General features: G+C 44.7%; 19 protein-coding genes. 8 read left to right on the top strand and 11 right to left on the bottom strand.

Annotated elements, in window-relative coordinates:
• On the top strand, positions 1 to 531 hold the full coding sequence (locus EMP01_RS11335) for an SRPBCC family protein (RefSeq protein WP_129021641.1): 531 nt from the start codon (positions 1 to 3) through the stop codon (positions 529 to 531).
• 245 nt (positions 532 to 776) lie between these two features.
• Here the strand turns inward: EMP01_RS11335 and EMP01_RS11330 are convergent, their stop codons facing one another.
• The 3 genes from EMP01_RS11330 to EMP01_RS11320 all read right to left on the bottom strand — a co-directional run bounded on the left by EMP01_RS11330 (position 777) and on the right by EMP01_RS11320 (position 3,680).
• A complete protein-coding gene (locus EMP01_RS11330) occupies positions 777 to 1,358 on the bottom strand; it encodes a LemA family protein (protein ID WP_129021640.1) in 582 nt (193 codons plus the stop codon).
• Positions 1,359 to 1,428: 70 nt separating this feature from the next.
• On the bottom strand, positions 1,429 to 2,307 hold the full coding sequence (locus tag EMP01_RS11325; protein WP_129021639.1) for an NAD kinase: 879 nt from the start codon (positions 2,305 to 2,307) through the stop codon (positions 1,429 to 1,431).
• Between the two features lie 8 nt (positions 2,308 to 2,315).
• Positions 2,316 to 3,680 carry a BamA/TamA family outer membrane protein gene (locus EMP01_RS11320; protein ID WP_129021638.1) on the bottom strand — a complete coding sequence of 455 codons (1,365 nt, stop codon included), beginning with the start codon at positions 3,678 to 3,680 and terminating at the stop codon, positions 2,316 to 2,318.
• 167 nt (positions 3,681 to 3,847) lie between these two features.
• Here EMP01_RS11320 and EMP01_RS11315 point away from each other — a divergent pair, with 167 nt between their 5' ends.
• The 4 genes from EMP01_RS11315 (at position 3,848) to EMP01_RS11300 (ending at position 7,620) form a co-directional block, all read left to right on the top strand.
• A complete protein-coding gene (locus EMP01_RS11315) occupies positions 3,848 to 4,408 on the top strand; it encodes a nucleotide exchange factor GrpE (protein ID WP_129021637.1) in 561 nt (186 codons plus the stop codon).
• Between the two features lie 53 nt (positions 4,409 to 4,461).
• Positions 4,462 to 5,622 carry a molecular chaperone DnaJ gene (gene dnaJ, locus EMP01_RS11310; RefSeq protein ID WP_129021636.1) on the top strand — a complete coding sequence of 387 codons (1,161 nt, stop codon included), beginning with the start codon at positions 4,462 to 4,464 and terminating at the stop codon, positions 5,620 to 5,622.
• A gap of 1,076 nt (positions 5,623 to 6,698) precedes the next feature.
• Positions 6,699 to 7,085, top strand: coding sequence for a hypothetical protein (locus EMP01_RS11305; protein WP_237559528.1), 387 nt, complete (start codon positions 6,699 to 6,701; stop codon positions 7,083 to 7,085).
• 235 nt (positions 7,086 to 7,320) lie between these two features.
• A complete protein-coding gene (locus EMP01_RS11300) occupies positions 7,321 to 7,620 on the top strand; it encodes a hypothetical protein (RefSeq protein ID WP_129021635.1) in 300 nt (99 codons plus the stop codon).
• 238 nt (positions 7,621 to 7,858) lie between these two features.
• Here the strand turns inward: EMP01_RS11300 and EMP01_RS11295 are convergent, their stop codons facing one another.
• A complete protein-coding gene (locus EMP01_RS11295) occupies positions 7,859 to 10,405 on the bottom strand; it encodes a LamG-like jellyroll fold domain-containing protein (protein ID WP_129021634.1) in 2,547 nt (848 codons plus the stop codon).
• A 573-nt stretch (positions 10,406 to 10,978) separates the two neighbouring features.
• Between EMP01_RS11295 and EMP01_RS11290 the strand changes: the two genes are divergently transcribed.
• Positions 10,979 to 11,722 carry a methyltransferase domain-containing protein gene (locus tag EMP01_RS11290; protein ID WP_237559527.1) on the top strand — a complete coding sequence of 248 codons (744 nt, stop codon included), beginning with the start codon at positions 10,979 to 10,981 and terminating at the stop codon, positions 11,720 to 11,722.
• Between the two features lie 73 nt (positions 11,723 to 11,795).
• Positions 11,796 to 12,083 (top strand): hypothetical protein, encoded by a 288-nt coding sequence (locus EMP01_RS11285; protein ID WP_129021632.1) that lies wholly within the window; start codon positions 11,796 to 11,798, stop codon positions 12,081 to 12,083.
• Positions 12,084 to 12,226: 143 nt separating this feature from the next.
• Here EMP01_RS11285 and mnmE read toward each other — a convergent pair whose 3' ends face one another.
• From mnmE to EMP01_RS11255, 6 genes are all read right to left on the bottom strand, one after another.
• Positions 12,227 to 13,588, bottom strand: coding sequence for a tRNA uridine-5-carboxymethylaminomethyl(34) synthesis GTPase MnmE (gene mnmE / locus EMP01_RS11280; protein WP_129021631.1), 1,362 nt, complete (start codon positions 13,586 to 13,588; stop codon positions 12,227 to 12,229).
• Between the two features lie 10 nt (positions 13,589 to 13,598).
• On the bottom strand, positions 13,599 to 15,557 hold the full coding sequence (locus EMP01_RS11275; protein ID WP_129021630.1) for a TonB-dependent receptor plug domain-containing protein: 1,959 nt from the start codon (positions 15,555 to 15,557) through the stop codon (positions 13,599 to 13,601).
• On the bottom strand, positions 15,541 to 16,215 hold the full coding sequence (locus EMP01_RS11270) for a DedA family protein (RefSeq protein ID WP_129021629.1): 675 nt from the start codon (positions 16,213 to 16,215) through the stop codon (positions 15,541 to 15,543). Before EMP01_RS11270 ends, EMP01_RS11275 begins: the two co-directional genes overlap by 17 nt.
• An 82-nt stretch (positions 16,216 to 16,297) precedes the next feature.
• Entirely contained in the window at positions 16,298 to 16,528 is a 231-nt protein-coding gene (locus EMP01_RS11265) for a PspC domain-containing protein (RefSeq protein WP_237559526.1), read from the bottom strand.
• A 70-nt stretch (positions 16,529 to 16,598) separates the two neighbouring features.
• On the bottom strand, positions 16,599 to 16,706 hold the full coding sequence (locus EMP01_RS11260; RefSeq protein WP_129021628.1) for a 30S ribosomal protein THX: 108 nt from the start codon (positions 16,704 to 16,706) through the stop codon (positions 16,599 to 16,601).
• Positions 16,707 to 16,875: 169 nt separating this feature from the next.
• Positions 16,876 to 17,160, bottom strand: coding sequence for an HU family DNA-binding protein (locus tag EMP01_RS11255; RefSeq protein ID WP_129021627.1), 285 nt, complete (start codon positions 17,158 to 17,160; stop codon positions 16,876 to 16,878).
• A gap of 201 nt (positions 17,161 to 17,361) precedes the next feature.
• On the opposite strand from EMP01_RS11255, the gene EMP01_RS11250 reads away from it, so the two are divergent.
• On the top strand, positions 17,362 to 18,588 hold the full coding sequence (locus EMP01_RS11250; protein ID WP_129021626.1) for a 4-hydroxy-3-methylbut-2-enyl diphosphate reductase: 1,227 nt from the start codon (positions 17,362 to 17,364) through the stop codon (positions 18,586 to 18,588).
• A gap of 402 nt (positions 18,589 to 18,990) precedes the next feature.
• On the opposite strand, the gene EMP01_RS11245 is transcribed toward EMP01_RS11250, so the two are convergent.
• Positions 18,991 to 19,422 carry a hotdog fold thioesterase gene (locus EMP01_RS11245; RefSeq protein WP_129021625.1) on the bottom strand — a complete coding sequence of 144 codons (432 nt, stop codon included), beginning with the start codon at positions 19,420 to 19,422 and terminating at the stop codon, positions 18,991 to 18,993.
• Positions 19,423 to 19,456: the final 34 nt, after the last annotated feature.

The following is a 19,456-nucleotide window of genomic DNA, read 5'->3' as shown; positions in this document are numbered from 1 at the left end:
ATGAAAAAAGTTTTAAAAGTTATCGGGATTATACTCCTGCTGATCATAGCAGTAGTACTGGTCGGGGGACTCTTTGCGCCGAAGCATTATCATTTCGAAAAGAAAGTAGAGATTGCGGCAGCCAAGAGTAAAGTCTGGAACAATGTCAACAGCCTGAGTGCTATTATTAAATGGATGCCATGGATGAAGATGGATCCTAAAATGACCTCGCAGATTACCGGAGATGATGGTAATGTAGGTGCCGCTTATGTATGGAAAAGTGAGCAAATGGGCGATGGTAAGATGACCATAACCAGCCTGGTGCCTATGGATAAAACAGGATTGTCCCTGGAGTTTGGACCAAGCAAAACGCCTGCGAAAGCGGACCTGCTGCTGAACGGAGACGAAACGCATACAAGCGTGACCTGGACATTCGATACCGATTATCAGTACCCGATGAACTTTATATTCGGAACCTTTATGGGGAAGTTCCTGGATAAAGATTTCGGCAAAGGCTTACAGGATCTGAAAGCGATCAGCGAAGCACAATAAATAATCATTTCATTCAACCAATACCAATATATAAAGGTTCCCGCGGCGCAGCCGCGGGAACCTTTATATATTGGTGCCCTTCGGGCTTTAGGATGCTCATTACATGGTAGCCTGATCAAATTATCTGTTGCAAGTTTGAACCTTGTCCCAGACTGGATTTTCATATTTGCAACAATGGTACTTATACATAAAAAATCTGCGGCGCTGTTTACAACAGCGCCGCAGATTTTTTATGTATTGATATTTTAGAATTTTACTTCAGGTGCTTTTTGTGCTGTAGCATCAGCTTCGAAATATCCTTTCTCTTTGAAGCCGAACATTTTTGCAGTGATATTGGCCGGGAAGCTGCGAATAGAGCTATTGTACTCCTGTACAGATTCATTAAAGTTCTTACGGGCTACGCCAATTCTGTTTTCCGTTCCGGCAATCTCATCCTGCAAAGCGAGGAAGTTCTGATTGGTTTTCAGGTCAGGATAAGCTTCTGTCAGCATCATCAGTTTACCTAATGCCTGGCTCAGCTCGCCTTGTGCAGCCTGGTATTCCTTGATTTTTTCAGGAGACAGGTCATCAGCGTTTACGGTGATCTGCGTTGCTTTTGCGCGTGCATTGATCACTGCTTCCAGTGTACCTCTTTCATTGGCAGCAGCGCCTTTTACTGTATTCACCAGGTTAGTGATCAGGTCAGCTCTGCGCTGGTATTGGGTTTGTACTTCTCCCCATTTCGACTTCACCGTTTCATCTTTTTTTACCATGGAGTTATAACTGCAGGAGCTGAAGAAGAACATTACAGCCAGCAGGCTCAGTAAAGGTAATAAGCGTTTTTTCATATTTCTTGTGTTTAATTATTTACTCAAATGTACAATAATCCATAATATAAAATCCTGTCCGGGACCGGAATTAATTTCGCGTATCGATGCCCCAGAACAGTTTCTTGCGAATTGTATTGAGGAAGTTATGCTCATCCAGGCGGATCAGGTTCAGGCCGAAGCGTTCCTTCTTCACGGCAAGCTGTATTTTACTGTTGATCGTAGCCACGCGCGAGTCCAGTGTACACAGGAACTGATCGGTACGGCCCTCTACTTCAAAAGAAATAATGGTATCGTCCGGAACAATGATCGGGCGTATATTCAGGTTATGCGGAGCAACCGGTGTCAGGATAAAGTTTCCGGCAGTAGGGAAGACCAGCGGCCCGCTACAGCTTAGAGAATAACCCGTAGAACCCGTTGGAGTCGCAACGATAAGGCCATCGGCCCAGTAAGTATTCAGGAAATCACCGTTCAGGAAAGTATGTATTTTGATCATTGAAGAAGAGTCCTTCCGATGCAGGGTGAACTCATTCAAGGCAAAAGGATAATCTCCAAACAATGGCTCGCTGGAGTCGAGGTGTATAAGCGAACGTTTCTCTATAGAGTAGGAACCCAATGCCAGCGCTTTTACAGCAATGGCAATTTCGTCCTGGTTTACATCGGCCAGGAAGCCCAGTCTGCCCAGGTTTACACCCAGTGTAGGAATATTGGAATCATGTACAAAACATACGGTATCCAGCATCGTACCATCACCCCCGAGGCTCAGCATCAGATCTATATCATGATTGAGGTCGGTATGATTGGTAAACAGGGTAGGCGTGTAATCCAGTTCTATACTGCTTTGCAGCCGTTCGTAAAAGTCTTTGTAAAGGACGATCTCGAAACGGTAAGAATGCAGCAGCGAGATCAGCTGCTTGAAAAATGGAATATCAGACGGTTCGAAAACCCTGTTGTATAGTGCTATTCTCATGCGTATAATTATTCTCCTGACTTATGTATATACAGGTCTTTAAGGCCTTCTCGATTGAATGTATACTCCAGCCGGATTTTAATATCATATAAAGTTACAATATCCAGTCCAATTCCGTAACTGTACAGGAATTTATTGTTCAGATACTGGTTGCCGATATCTTTACGGTAGGTATAGCCCGCATCTGCAAAGACTTTGGCATATACCCTTACCGGCACCACCTGGAAATATTTGATGGGTAATTTAATGCTGCGGTCAATCAGTGTCCTTTTTATATTGGCGCGGGTCAGGGCAAATATGCTGCCATCCATAACAAAGTATTCATAACCCCGCATCACATCATAATCATAGCCCATATTGCGCTGGAAGATATAGGGCACCTCTTTGTTAAAAGCGATACGGCCCCTGCTGATGCTGGAGATATACCATTTCGGAAAGGGGTTACGGTAATAATCATATTGCAGGTGCAGGGAAGGCATGCCTGCTCCTTTGATGACCTGCTGATAAGCTGCAATGCCGATAAAACGGGAACCCTTGAGCGGATAGTTCCAGTTATCTACTTTATTGTGTTCCAGCCGGTACTCCAGGTTCAGCACTGTAGCCGATGTGCGGCCATTGCCCAGGTAATCCGGGTTCAGCAGATTGGCAATACTATCATGTATAGAATATTGTTGTAAGGTTGTTTTGAGGATGTGTCGTGTGGCAAACTGCGGCCTGTAGGTATACCATATAGCAGCCTCGGCCAATCGCAATGCCGGTTGCGTTTCGAATCGTGCAAAGCGCAGTTTATTGCTGTCTGTAATATAACTAAACTCCAGGTTTTGGAGGTATTGAACAGACGCACCCAGTCCGTGCTGTTTACGGGCATCCATGAAAGGACGCTCATAACTCAGCAGAAATTTCTTCGTATACCCGAGCTGTGCGCCAACACCCAGTATATCTCTTCTACCGTTTACATTATTATGCAGCAGGGTTAGGCCCACGTTCAGCCGGTTCAGCTTGCGGTGCTGCTCTGTCCACCATACATTGAAATTGCGGTCGGCAAATTCAAGATTAGGTTTAGGGAAAATGGGAAAACGTTCTTTCACCGTAAAACGAACTACATACAGGCCTTCTGTTGTGAAGGTATCGGCGGTCGCCTGGTTGAATAACTGGGTATTGAATAAGCGTTGTTCTGCTACTTGCAACAGATGAGGCAGTGAATCAGCAGGCAGGCATTGCCCCTGGCTGAAATTAAGTTCGCGCTCCATAAAAGTGGCCTGTGTGCGGTGATTGCCTTCGAAAATGATCGAATCAATGCACACGCGCTGCTGTGCCGGTGCCGGAGACACCAGTAACAGTAAACAGACCGTAAAATACAGCAGAAAACGCACGGGTGCAAAGGTACTATTTATCCGGTAGCTGCAAGGGTCCAAATACAATTAATCCGTTAATGAGCATAGCTATCTACCGACATTTTGACAAAAAACAGGCTTTGGCAACAAAATTGAACATATATTGTTGCGTAAATCATCAACCTAACAATATAAACGTATTACATATGGCAACAACGGAGCAAAACACGAACCAGGAGCAGGAACTGAACCAGGAACAGCAGGCGGAAAATACCGAACAGGAAACTGCTGCAAACACCGCATCAGGTGACGAAATGTCGGAATTGGATAAAGTAAAAGCCGAGTTGGCAGATATGAAAGACAAATACCTGCGCCAGGTGGCAGAGTTTGATAACTTCCGTAAGCGTAATGCTAAAGAACGCATTGAACTGATGCAAACTGCGAGCAAAGACCTGATGATTGACCTGCTGGAAGTACTGGATGACAGTGATCGTGCAGTGCAACAAATGGAGCAGTCTGATGATGTGGCTCAGATCAAAAGTGGTACCATCCTGGTATTAAACAAACTGAAACGTGTACTGGAGTCTAAAGGCCTGAAAGCTATGGAAACCAAAGGCGCCGAGTTTGACGTAGAATTCCATGAAGCCATTACAGAGATTCCGTCGCCGACTCCTGATATGCAGGGCAAGGTGATCGATGAGCTGCAGAAAGGCTATTACCTGAACGATAAACTGATCCGTCACGCGAAAGTGGTGGTAGGCAAATAATATAATAACCCGAATTTTTTACAAATTATACCGCCTTAGGGCAATAACAGACCATGAGTAAGAGAGATTATTATGAGGTGTTAGGGGTAAGCAAATCGGCTGCTGCTGATGAGATTAAAAAAGCTTACCGTAAGCTGGCATTACAGTACCACCCGGATCGTAACCCGGGCGATGCGGCCGCAGAGGAGAAATTTAAAGAAGCTGCAGAAGCATATGATGTACTGAGTAATGAGGATAAGAAAGCCCGTTACGATCGTTTCGGACATGCCGGTATGAGTGGTGCCGCAGGTGGCGGTGGCGGCTTTGGAGGCGGCGGTATGAATATGGATGATATTTTCAGCCACTTCGGCGACATCTTTGGTGGCGGCGGTGGTGGATTCGGCGATATGTTTGGCGGCGGCGGTGGCCGCGCGCAGTCAAACCGCGGTTCTAACCTGCGGGTAAAGCTGAAGCTCACTTATGCGGAAATGGCGCATGGTGTCAATAAAAAGATCAAGGTTAAAAAATATGTTGGTTGTACCACCTGTAATAATACCGGTGCCAAAGACAGTAACTCTGTACAGAAATGTGCGACCTGTGGCGGTAGCGGACAGGTACGTCGTGTAACCAATACCTTTATGGGGCAGATGCAGACCGTATCTCCCTGTCCTACCTGTAACGGACAGGGTAGTACCATTACCCACAAATGTACCAGCTGTAAAGGCGAGGGCAGGGTATATGGCGAAGAGACGATCTCTATCGATGTACCGGCAGGTGTACAGGATGGTATGCAGCTGAGCATGAGCGGCCGTGGTAACATGGGCGAGCGTGGCGGTCCTGCGGGTGACCTGATTATCCTGATCGAGGAAGAAAGACATGCAGAACTGAGCCGTGATGGTAATGATGTACAATATGTGCTGTCCTTATCCTTCCCTGATGCAGTATTCGGTGTGCAGATCGAGGTACCGACAATTGATGGTAAAGCCAAGATTAAAATTCCGCCGGGAACACAGAGTGGTAAGATCTTCCGTCTGAAAGGTAAGGGCTTCCCTGATATCAACGGTTATGGCCGTGGCGATCAGCTGGTCCTGGTGAAAATATGGACTCCGCAGCACCTGACCGATGAAGAGCGTGCGGTGATAGAATCCCTGAAAGATTCCCCGAACATTCAGCCGGGCGAAGATGCGAAAAAAGAGAAGAGCTTCTTTGAGAAAATCAAAGACGTATTCAGCTAAATAGAAATTTAATTAACCGAGTGTCCGCTTAAAGGGAACAAAGTTTAGCATTATAATTTAAGTAGCCTATATATCTTTTGCTACCTTTTACCTTGATGCAAAAGGTAGCGCCAAAAAATCAAGGCTGTATAAATCCCTGGCTAAAAATCAATGTGTCGGTCGGTCGCAAACGCAAACTCACTTCGTTCAGACAGTGGTTTGCAACTCTATCGACCGAGCCAATGATTTTCTTGACGCCGGATTTATAAGGCCTTTCTAAGCGATCTGTATTTGTACAGATCGCTTATTGTTTTCATCACAGCGATAGCCATTTTGGAGTGGAGCTGCGATCGTTGAGCAGCGAACGGATCACACGTTAAGCTCAAACGATCAATGCACGCAACGGTACAAAATGGCGGTGCTATGCAATCGCCTTGATGAAAACAAAGGCATTTTTGGTCCTTTTGTTGCCGGACAAAAGGACGGACAAGATAGGTTACTACGTGCGGATAGTCCGTTTAAATTAAATAAAAAAGCGCAGGATTCATTTCTGCGCTTTTTTATATCTGTTCATTATCTACAGCATAATCCATACCGACTAATCAATATTCCGCTCTGCTGTTATCATATTCCGCTCTGCTGTTATCATAATCCGTTCTGGCTGTGTCATAATTCGTTCTGATGGCATAATAATCCATTCTTATTGCATCATAATTCATTCTAAAGACATAGAAATTCATTTTGACTACATTATAATTTATTATGATGTCTTAATAATCCATACTGACTAATCAATATTCCGCTCTGCTGTTATCATAATCTGTTCTGGCTGTGTCATAATTCGTTCTGATGGCATTATAATCCAGGCTGACCTTGTACTTGTATTCCCAAAATTCCCCATTTTCCCCGAATTGTGGATTTTAAAGCCCCGTTCAGTGGATTTTGTTTAGATTGTATTTAATGTTATTTGTTGTTTGTATATACTTAAGTTGTTGATTAGTAAATTGAATTGATTGTTTTGGATGCCTGTCAATTCATTAGTCACTTTTCTGGCATCATCCTTGTTGTTATATCATTGAAACCAAACAGCAGATTTTATGAACCAGGAACAAGAAAAAATGAATCAACAGAATGATCAGTTGCCGGATGAAACGACACCTTCGCAAATGCGCACATTGAGCGAGGTGATGAACAAACTGAAAGATAAAGGTTACGACAACGAACTGACCTTCTCAGATCACGGAAAAATGCAATCGGCTAATTCTAATAAAATCTATAATCCGGAAGATCTCACCATTATTAAAACCTTTCGATTTGAGGGGATCTCTGATCCGGCAGATAATACCGCTTTATACCTGACGCAGGATAAGGACAGCGAGATTGGGTATATCCTGGACATTTATGGCACCTATTCAGACCATACCGCCGCATTTGATGAATTCCTGAAACAAATACCGGTTCACGAAAAGGATACCGAATGGTAAGGTATACGGATCTGTAGCATACTAAAACCGGGGCCTGAAGCCTTCATTTACTCTTTTACATTACTTTAAAGTAAAACCTGCATCAAAACATACACCAACCTATATACAGAACTTTAACCTAAACCTATTTTACCCTTATTAGAAACCTATAGCCTTATCCTTACTGGATTAAATAAAGACATTGCGGAGTGTAGACAGCGTTAGATTTTTTTGTTCACCACTAAAAATGAAACTTATGAAAAGCACTTTGGTTATTACGACGATGCTGATGGCATTTATGGGCGCCACATTGGGTTACACCTCCGGACTGGGCTATACCAGCAGCGATCATATCGCTTATACCGTACAGAGCAGCAGGGTAATCCCGCAGGATACCATCACACCAAAAAAGCAAACGCCCCGCAAAAAAGACAAAAGCAGAGACATCAATGAAAGCACCCTCAAAGATCAGAAGAGGGATACGATCAGCATTCCCATGCCACCAGAAGCACCGGTTCCGCAACCGGATACCATGCCGGGTATGAGAATGAAGTAGGATAAAAATGTAAACGGGCCTGTTTTAAACAGGTCCGTTTGTTAATTTATAAGTGACATTGATTTCTTATTCTTCCCAATCTTACAAACATTTCATAATGCTGTAACAGAAGAAATGCCCATCCAGCAAAACTTTGTGCCAAATCAGAATGGATAGGATAAAGCAGTAAACTATATAAGTAACCTAACAAAGTAAAGCCGGGAACTCGTCCCGGCTTTACTTTGTTAGGTTACTATATTTAGATTTTCTCCACTTTCAGGCTGCTGCCATCGCTCAGTACCAGCAGGTATTGACCGGTAGCAATATCCTGGATATCGATGATGGTATCCTGTTGGCTGATGCTCAGTTGCTTCACCACACGACCGTGCATATCGTACAGGTACGCCTGTACCGGAGTTGCCGGTGCGGTAGCTAATTGCAGGTGTACAGTAGTGCTTGCCGGAACCGGGTACAGCTGGTGTGCCGTTGCTGCTGACTGAAAACGTATATTGCGGATCGGGGAGTAAGACCAGGTAGCATCTGCATTGATCATCTTCAGGCGATACAGGTTCAGGCCCTTTTCAGGATGGGCATCGGTAAACTGGTAATCTGTTGCAGTGGTAGCATTACCTGCAGCTTTCACGCGACCGATGGTCATAAAGTCTGTACCATTACTGCTGCGCTCGATCTCGAAAGCTAGTGTTTCTTTTTCTTTAGCCGTCCGCCAGTTCAGCAATACAGACTGCTGCTGTGCTTTCGCTTCGAAAGTGGTCAGTGTAAAGTCTAATGGTGTGCCGGTAGTTACCGCGCGTACTTCTGAAGGTGCAGAAACCCCGTCCGTACCGGTTTTAACAGCCGTAATACGATAATAATACGTCTGGTTATTATTCAACCCGATTATACTGTAGCTGTTTACATTACCTACGTTCAGGCTGTTATAGTTAGTCAGTTTGTTATTGAACATGCTGTCTGTAGCGACATCCAGTCGGTAGTATTGTACCGTACCGGTTGTCGGAGCAGACCAGTTAGCGGTAAAGCCAGAAGTGCTATAACTACTGGTTCCGGTTGGAATCGGACGAACCATTGCATAGCTTTCTGTCCAGTTAGAGGTAGTACCATTCAGCGCAAAGTTAGTAATGGTGCCGGTATTGCCATTGCCGGTATAGTCATATACCGTTGTATACGCAGCATTGTTTCCATTTGCGGTAGCCGCACCGTTGTCGAACATATAGTATGCCAGTAATCCGGTCTGAGGCATGCTCATTGGAGTGTACATATTATTCTGAATCTCCGTAGCGGCACGTTCGGTGTTCCAGATGCGCACTTCATCCATCGCACCATTGAAAGAGCGTGGGGTAGCAGATTCGGACCAGCGGCCCAGTTTGAAGGACGCAGCGGTATTGCTCACACCGCTTATAGCGCTGCCCACGATATTTTTTGTACCCACGCTTTTACCATTGATGTACAGTTTCATGGTATTTTTATCTGTACCATTCCAGGTTGCTGCAATATGGTACCATTGACCAATGGTCAGTTCACCAGTATTGGCATAGGTTACGCTCGAGTTATTGGTGCCATCCATACAGAAGAAAGCAAGGTTGTTGTTGTATAACAACAGCTCGATGCCATAACCGGTAATAGAGCGGTTCATGATCTCCTGGCTGCCGGTAAAGTCGTTGAACTTCACCCAGCATTCCATGGTTTTTACACTGGTAGCAGGGATATTTCCCAGATCAACATAATCATTGCCGCTTGCACCGCCTGCGAAGTTCAGGGCATGACCAGGGGCAGGCATAACTGCGGTTGTAACAGCTTGTGCCGCAGAAGTATCTGCGCAACCATTAGTTACGATCACCTGGTAACTACCGGGAACAGTAGCGGTATAACTTTGTGCAGTAGCATTGCTGATCGGACTACCATCTTTCAGCCACTGGTATGAGCTTCCGGTAGTAGCATTAAGGCTAACACTGTTGCCCGGGTATAGCGCTGTACTGCCACTCGGGGTAATGCTTACGGTAGAATAGGTATAACCGTACTTGGTGCCCAGGTATTTATTCACCTGCTGAATCTCACATAAAGTCAGTTTACGGTTAAATACCAGCAACTCTGCTATATCGCCGTCAAAGGAGTTATTATCACCATCCCAGCCAATGTAGAATGAAGTCTGGGCATCAGTTGCATGGGTATTGTCGGTTACCGATTGTACCGGGCTGCCGTTATAGTAGATTGTAGAACCATTGGTTACGCCACGGTCATATACAGCAGTCAGTAGTTTGGTTACGCCTACGGCACCCGCATCGTTGATGCCAACATAGTTAGGTACAGAAGTGCCTACAGATACTGCACCATTCGAACTGCCATTGGCAAAAATGGTCATAAAGAAGCGGTCCCAGTTGGCATTGTCATTGCCCCAGAGTCCTTGCTGGGAAACAACATTAGTGCCCTGGCGATATACGGTAAATATAGTTACCGCATTCATTGTTGTTGCACGGATATCCAGGTTGGATACGTTGAATACAGAACCGATCAGATCGCTGGTTCTGGTAAAGTGCATTACCGCTTTGCCATTGATCTGGTTGTTGTTCAGGATAGCCGCAGTCTGGTTGTTGATCTGCACTGCCTGGCGGGCTGCAGGCGACTTATCTTTCCAGGTAGTCACCAGTGCACCGTTGGAAGGGTTAGTGCCCGTGGCATTTACATCAGAGGCGTCCAGCCAGAGTTGCAGGCCATTGGTTACCGGTAAGGTCTGCGCATGCAGTTGCGGACATAGCAGGAGGAGGAGCGATGCCGTAAAAATTCTCTTCATACAAGGGGATTGAAAGTGGATTAATTTTTGCGGTCCAAATATACTCACTTCAATGGGTGAAATGCAAATTATTTCACAAATAAATTTACTTAACAAATTAATAATCAATTAAATAATACATATAAATATATATTATTTAATTTAAATAGTAGTAAAACTACTACAGGTGTATTTTGAAATTTTATTTATGTAAATAATTGAAAAAATAACATAAAAATCTCAGGCGATGGGCCGCTGATGGAGGAAGGCTGGTGGTACTATAATGTCCAAAGGCTCAGAAAATAGTGTTCCGTACTACCTCATTTTGAGCAAACGGGTGTCGCAAGAAATCTCCTGATAAAGTGTAGTCCTATAGTGACATAGCAATATCTCCGCTGCGGGCGATATGATGTGACGCGTAGTGAAGACAAATAGTTTGAGTTAGAGAGAACAGAACATATAGGCGCAAAGGAGTCTGTACTTGCTGTAGCTTATTTTTAGCGCAAAGAATTAAACAATGAATAGCTATATTTACCTTTTATTCTACTTTTGAAATATATAAATACTCAATTTTTTATGTTTAAAGACGTGTATTTGCACATTAGTGACGAGCATAATGACGTGGACCCCGAAGTAATCGCTCCCATTTTATATGACCTTTTTGCTCCGGAATCTGTATCGGACCTGGGTTGCGGTATTGGTAATTTCCTGTATAAATTCAAGGAGTGCGGCGTAAAAAAAGTCTTAGGCATCGACGGAGAGTGGAGCAATAATACATTGCAGAAGCTGAAAGGAGATGACTTGTTACTTAAAAACTTAATGGAAGATCTCCAGGTGAAAGAACGGTTTGATCTCTCGATCAGTTTTGAGTTTGCAGAACATCTTTATGAAAAATACGCTGAAAAAATTGTTGGTGATCTTACCGGTATGTCGGATGTTGTGGTATTCTCTGCCGCTATCCCAGGCCAGGGCGGGCAGAACCATCTGAACGAGCAATGGCCCGACTTTTGGGTTAAGCTGTTTAATGCTAAAGGCTATGATTGCTATGATGTGATCCGTCCATTGATCTGGAATATTCCTGAAGTGAAATTTTGGTATAAACAGAATATGTTCGTGGCCGTAAATACCCGGAATACAACAGAAACAGAACGCTTACTTAACCGTTTTCCCGGGGCTAAGCAGTCTAAGAATGTAATACTCCCCCTGGTGCACCCTGATCTGCTGGAAACCAAGATTACTCGTATCAACAGGCTGGTTCGGATGCTTAAAGGAAAGGCAAGCCTCAGCGAGTATAAGTTGGAAATATCCAAAGTATTTCAGAAGAAATACCGCAGTTAAATTTGTGCCTGTATCCATTGCCATAGCAGACTTGTTCAAAAGTCTGTATTTGTTTTAATGTAGCCAAAATTGTATGATGTATTTAAATAGCCGTAGTCTTAGCGGCTATTTAAATACATCATTGCTTTTAAAAGAATACTGGAGCGAAAGTTCAACGGTATACAATCCCTCAAAATACATTCAGCTTTTGCCCTCCTATGACATTTACCTGGCCTGGGCACACCTGCACAAGCCTAAAAAGCAGAACTGGGGAGGCGGGGAGCTTAAAAGATCTATTGTGCTCTCGTATTGGATTGGCCTGGGACCTGCTTATCGTACACAGGGCAAAAGCCTTACCCTTGCTATGCCTGCAGCTGGATAATGTGCATCAATTTTTCGATCTGTAGCCAATATACTTTTTCCTGGTAGGCCAGCACCATAGAATAATTCGACAACAGAGGCCTATGCCGAGTTAGAACGGAGCAAAATCCGTGATCTGTTGATGCTCCCAATCCAGCTTTTCCGCTACTTCCCAATACAAAACTTCCCGAAGATCGTACCCAGAATATCGCGGTCGATATCAATTTTACCCGTAATAGAGCCTAAGTGCAGTAACGCATCTTTCAGATGGAAGGCCAGCAGATCGCCGCTCAACCCGATCTCCAGACCATGAGTAACCGATTCCAGCGCTTCCTGCGCCCGCATTAGGGCCTCTTTATGGCGGGTATTGGTAATGATCACTGCAGAGTCCGCAAATCCGCCGCGTACCGATTCTAATAATTGTTGCTTCAGCAACTCAAGATGGTAGCCGGTTTTAGCGGAAATATCCATGAGATACATATTACCTTCCTCTTGCACAGCATTAGTCTCTTCGGTAATAGGAGTATCTACTTTATTGCGCAGGCTGAACACGATCTTGCCCTTCAGGCTATCGGCCAGCTCCTGTAATAATCCGGTATCATTATCTTCGTACAAATGCAGGATAACCTGTGCCTGTGCAATTTTCTCTTTAGCCTTACTCACACCAATTGCCTCTACCACGTCTTCTGTTTCGCGCAGACCGGCGGTGTCGATAAAACGGAAAGGAATGCCTTCAATATTCATCACCTCTTCGATAGTATCACGGGTGGTACCGGCAATATTGCTTACAATTGCTCTTTCTTCTTTCAGCAAAGCATTCAGCAGGCTGGATTTACCGGCATTGGGCTTACCGATGATGGCTACGGGTACACCATTCTTGATCGCATTACCATAGGCAAATGAATTAATAAGTTGTCCGGTATGGCGCTGTATATCAGCAATCAATTGCTTGAATGCCGTACGATCTGCAAACTCCACGTCTTCATCAGAGAAGTCCAGTTCGAGTTCGATCAATGCGGTAAATTGTATGAGTTTATCTCTCAGGCCTTGTAATTCGGTACTGATACCCCCGCGCATCTGGCTGAGGGCAACCTGATGAGAGGCCTTGTTTTCTGCTGCAATCAGGTCGGCAACAGCTTCTGCCTGCGCCAGGTCCAGTTTGCCATTCAGGAAAGCCCTTTGCGTAAACTCTCCCGGTGCAGCCAGACGGGCGCCTTTCGCTACGCATAATTCGATGATCTGGTTGAGGACGAACAAAGATCCGTGTCCGCTGATCTCTACCGTATCTTCCCCCGTATAGCTCTTGCCGCCCAGGAACAGTCCGATCACGACCTCATCCACAATCTCCCCATCCGGACGTATAATCGTGCCGAAATGCAGGGTATGCGTAGCCTGCTTGCTGAGGTCTTTGCCTTTAAATAAAGCATTGGCCACAGGCACAGCCTGGTCTCCGGAAAGACGGATGACGCCGATGGCCCCGGCGGCTGGGGCAGTAGCCAGGGCTACTATGGTATCCTGATACATCATGTGTTTATCTTTAAAGTTCAAACTGCAGTCCGGCAACCCAATAGCGCTGTGGCATAGGTCTTTGCGCAATGACTACATAAGCCGTATTCCACAGGTTCTGTACCTGCAGGCTGGCCTGCATTTTTACAGCACCTGCCGTAAAGGTATATAAAGCCTGTACATTGCCCAGGTTATAGGGCAGGGTATACAGCGATTCATCCGTAGTAATAAAGCGGTAACCGGTATATGTGTGGTTGTAATTTACAAACAACTGTTTCCAGTGCAGGCCTATATTGATCTGTCCGTTATATCGTGGGGTATAAGGGATCTGTTTGCCAATACTGTTATCATTAGGCATATCACTCTTTTCTGTAGTAGAGAGTACATATGCCGTACGCAGGCCCAGTTGCAGCTGCAGCGGTTTGCTCAGTTGCAGGCGCAGGGTGTTATGCGTTTCTATACCGCGGTTATGCACCTCGGCAATGTTATGCGGAGTCCAGATGGCGCCACCCAGCCAGTATATCCAGTCCTTGATATGGCGGTTGAAATAGTTGGCCTGCTGGTCAAACTGTATCGTTCCTTTGGTATTGTCCCAGTGTAGAGTATAGGCCAGCTCGCGGTTCCAGCCCTGTTCCGGTTTTAACTGTTCATTGCCTCCCGGAAAGTTATAGAGTTCGTTCAGGGTAGGCAAGCGGTATGTCTTCTGCAGGGTAGCATCCCATGACCATTGCCAGCGTGCATTTCGCACCAGTGCATAATGTACTCCTATACCCGGTAGTAAGGGGAAGGCTGTACCCATATTCCATTCCTGGCGCAGATTGGCCTGTATACCCAGACGCTCATTGCCACTCAGGTACTTGTATGCAGCGGCCAGTGCCGGTCTTTGTTGTTGTTGCCGTTCATTGCCCGGCAGGTGTATGGTCGCATATTGAAAGGGTAACATGACCAGGATGGTATGCGTGGCCTTTGTGCCGCTGATATGAAAATTATTTTTCCAGCCCAGTTCCTGGTAATACTGATATACTGTATTACGGTTATCCATCAGGAAGGAGGAGTCTGTATAATGCAGGTCCTCTTTATTCAGGGAGAATTTAGCGTAGAAGGTGTTCTGGCGATGCAGTTTTTCCCAGTGCAGTAAAGTGCGTAAAGAAGCGTCCCTTTGCACTTTGGCCGAAAAGTCTTCGAACATGGCTTTGGGTATCTCGCGATAATAACGCTGGTACCATACATCAGCACTGATGTGCTGTGTCGGATCTATCTTATATGTTGCAGAGAGGATACTACCAAAGGCTTTTAACCCGGCATTGCTGGTGTGTACCGCCGCTCCGTCCAGGTCGGTATAGGGAAAATTGTTATTAGCCAGCTGACCGAATGCATTCCATTTGATCAGCCATTTTTTAGGCTGCAGAATGATCTGAGTATTGATTTCTTTACGGCCATAGCTACCGGCTCCCAGGCCTATACGATAGTGATTGCCTTTTGCATATTCCGATTGCTGCTCCAGGAGCAGTGATCCGCCTACGTTTCCGCTGCCCAGCATAGCGGCATTGCTGCCATATTGCAGGCTTACTTTATCAAACAGTCCGGTTTGGAGCATCGACACATCCGATACACCCAGTGCCGGATTCAGGATGGGTATACCTTTCCAGAGTACTGCCGACTGGGCCGAAGAGGCCCCGCGGAAGGATAGGGTAGCCATGCTGTTGATGCCATACGATTTGACAAACACGGTGCTTTGCTGTGCCAGCAGTGTGGCCAGTGAGAGCTGCTGGTATTGCAGCAGGGTTATGCTGTCTATACTGATGCGGGTCTGTCCGGTTTGGAAAGTACTTTTCACATCCTGCTGGTATACCTTACGTTGTTCGGTAACAGACACGTCTTTCAGGGTGTCTTTAAATGCTTGACCCATCGCTTGCGGGGCGATGGGCAGCAGGCAGCAGAGTGCCAGAAGGTATGTATATATTTTTTTCAGACTAAGCAGTTTTGCCATTGGCCGGGAGCTGATCGGCTTTCGATTTGCCGAAGATCATTTTGAACAGCACTGGTACCGTAGTGACCAGGACCATACCCAGTACGATGTACTCGAGATTACGTTCTACCCATGGATTGCGACCCAGAAAGTAACCAACAGTTACGAGCAGGCCCACCCAGATCACGGCACCGATCACATTGTACAGCATAAACTTTTTATAATTCATACCTACAACACCGGCTACAATTGGCGCAAAGGTACGAACAATAGGGAGGAAACGGGCAAGGATAATGGCACCGCCGCCTTTACGCTCATAAAAATCTTTGGCCTGTATAATATGTTTCTTTTTGAAGTACCAGGTGTCCTTTCTTTCGAAGAGATATTTACCCGATTTACGGCCGAACCAGTATCCGACCATATTGCCCAGTACGGCTGCAAGTATGATCATCAGTTCCCAGAAAACCATATTCTGTATATGGTTGTCGAATGGAGTCAGGGCTTCCGGTTTTGCAATAATCGTACCGGTAATAAACAGGAGGAAATCGCCGGGAAGAATAAAACCCAATAACAGTCCTGTCTCGGCAAATACAATTGCTAAAACAATATAGTATCCACCGTGGTCAATAATCCAGTTGGGGTCGGTAAGATTATGCAGAAAATCGAGAATTGCGTCCATGAGCCTTATGAGTAGGGTTTATCCGGCGCAAAAGTAACGAAATATAATGGCCTAATTGCTTAAGGAAACCTTAAATCATAAATCAGGCACGGAGCGGATTGCGTCGGCGCAGCCAGATGTATTGACGCATATTGAGGATGAAGGCCATTATCATGTAGATAATCAGTGGAGAACCCAGTGTTAAAAAAGAGATGTAAATAAACCATAAACGGATCTTGCCAGAGGCGATGCCCATTTTTTCGCCCAGCTTGGTGCATACACCGAAAGCCTGGTATTCTACAAAACTCCTTAATCTTATAATCGGGTTTTTCATGATGCTGCTTGATTAAAATAAAAAATCTTCCCTAAAATTAATATTTATTCAGGAAAGATTTTTATGGAAATTAAGCTTTAGCTTTTGCTTTAGCATTTCTAGCTTTTTTCGGACGGTTAACTCCAAATGTACCATTTGAAATTTTACCTCTTTTAGAACGGTTGTCACCTCTGCCCATGGTAATAAATTTTAATCGTTAATGAAATTTGTGCAAATGTATAAAAAAAAGGTGATACAGAAAAAGTATGTTGGCATTCTTCTTCAGCCTGCGATATACTTGCTATGAAATGCAACATGCGAAAAACTCCAAAAAGCTTTTCGCATGTTACGTATGTAAATGGGTAAGATTATTTCTTCTTACCACCGATTTTTGTTGCGAATTCTTTACCCGCTTTGAACTTAGGAACTTTGCGAGCTTTGATTTTGATAACTGCACCGGTTTGTGGGTTACGGCCGTTACGAGCAGAACGTTCTGATACAGAGAAAGTACCGAAACCTACTAAAGTAACTTTATCGCCACCTTTTAACGCACTGATTACGCTGCTTGTAAAAGAATCTAAAGCTTCGTTGGCTTGCACTTTAGTGATTCCAGCGTCTTTGGAGATTTTGTCGATTAATTCTGCTTTGTTCATAATCTTTTATGTTTTTTAAATGATGAAAATTTTGTTGTTGTTAATAGCAAATATAGACTATATTTCTTCATAACCAAATTTATTTTATATTTTTTTGTTAATTAAAACCCTTGCTAGGATTGATTATGCTGGTATAGTTTATTTTTATATATGTAAAATTGGCCTCTTTTTGTCATCACGGAAAAACCTATCTTTGCAGCAATGAAATCATTTGAAGTACCCCTGCATTACAGAAGTCCGATCATCACTTCCATTAAAGCACATCGCAAAGGCCTGGATAAATTAAAGAAAGATTTTGCGCCCAGTATACTCAAGCTGAATAAACTGGAGATTATCCTTGCCCGCCACTTTGGCTTTTGTTATGGGGTGGAGAATGCGATTGAGATTGCGTTTAAGGCTATTCATGATAATGTGGGTAAGCGTATATTCCTGCTCAGCGAAATGATCCATAACCCGCAGGTGAATGCTGATCTGCTCGCAGAAGGGCTGCAGTTTATCATGGATACCAAAGGTAACCAGCTGATTTCCTGGGATGAATTGCATAAAGATGATATCGTGATTGTACCGGCATTCGGCACCACGCTTGAAATAGAGGCGATTCTGAAAGAAAAAGGAATCGAACCAACCCTGTATAATACGACCTGTCCTTTTGTAGAAAAGGTATGGAATCGCTCCGAGAAAATTGGTAATGAGGGCTACACTATTGTGGTGCATGGCAAGCCGAATCATGAAGAGACCAGGGCAACCTTCTCTCATAGCAAAGCCAATACACCAACCATAGTGGTGAAGGATATGAACCAGACAAAGCGACTGGCGCAATACATAACCGGAGCCTTACCGGAGGAGCAGTTTTATGAAGAGTTTAAAGGACAATATTCAAACGGCTTTGAAGTAGCAAAAGATCTGAGCCGTATCGGAGTGGTGAACCAGACTACCATGCTGGCCAGCGATACACAAGGTATTGCAGAATACCTGAAACAAACCATTAAAACGCATTACCAGCTGGATGACGATCTGCTGAAAAACCATTTTGCCGATACACGGGATACTCTCTGCTATGCTACCAATGACAATCAGAATGCGGTTACGGAAATGCTGCAGCATGAGGCTGATATTGCCCTGGTAATTGGTGGATACAATTCCAGCAATACCTCTCATCTTGTAGAGCTCTGCCAGGAGGTATTACCGACCTATTTTATCAATAATGAAACCTGCCTGATTGACGAGGAGCATATCCGTCACTTCGTATTATCAGATAAGCAGGAGCATACAACTGCAGATTATACAATGGGTAAAAATCCGTTAAGGGTAATGATCACTTCAGGAGCGAGTTGTCCGGATGCTCAGGTAGAAAATGTAATCCGCAGACTGGTCTCTTTATTTGACCAGGAGAGTGCACTGGAGGCAGCCATGCAGGAATATGCTTAATTGTACAGAATCAAAGGAATTGATTACCTGCATTTAGCAAGCAATACCCAATATTACTCTTTTGGTTCCCGACTTTGTCAACCGAGCCAATGATTTTCTTGACGCCGGATTTATAAGGCCATTCTAAGCGATCTGTTTTGTACGGATCGCTTGTTGTTTTCATCACAGCGATAGTCATTTTGGTTGGAGATGCGATCGCTGAGCAGCGAACGGACCATACGTTAAGCTCAGACGATCAAAGCACGCAACGGTACAAAATGCCGGTGCCTAGCAATCGCCTTGATGAAAACAGGCACTTTTGGTCCTTTTGTTGCCGGACAAAAGGACGTACATATGGTTACCAAGATCAGTAGATAAACATAGATGATTTTATAAAAGATCGGGACTATTAGTCCCGATCTTTTATGGAGCAATTTTACGGATCACCGCAATCGTAAGCCTGCTTACACAGATCAGTTTATCCTGTTCATCCAGAATCCTGATATCCCATACCTGCGTACTGCCCCCGATGTGCAGCGGCCTTGCCGTAGCATACACGGTACCATCTCTTTTGCCTTTTATGTGGTTACAGTTCAGCTCCAGGCCTACACAGTTTTGCTTTTCTTTATTGATACAGAGCCAGCCGGCTACGCTGCCTACAGTCTCTGCCAGGGCAGCAGAAGCGCCGCCATGCAGCAATCCCATAGGTTGGTGCGTGGTATGATTAACCGGCATACTGGCCGTTATGTAATCAGCTCCGATATCGGTAAAAATCATGTTGAGGTGAGCGCCCAGAGTGTTTCGGGACATCTCGTTTACAGCCTCTAGAGTAGGTATGCCATCATGCCAGATCATATTGCGATTATTTGAATTTTAGACTTTTTTGAAA

Origin of the sequence: Edaphocola flava (assembly GCF_004118155.1) — a bacterium.
Taxonomy (GTDB): domain Bacteria; phylum Bacteroidota; class Bacteroidia; order Chitinophagales; family Chitinophagaceae; genus Edaphocola; species Edaphocola flava.
Note: the sequence above shows the minus strand (reverse complement) of the source record. Positions and strands in the feature narration are given on the sequence as shown.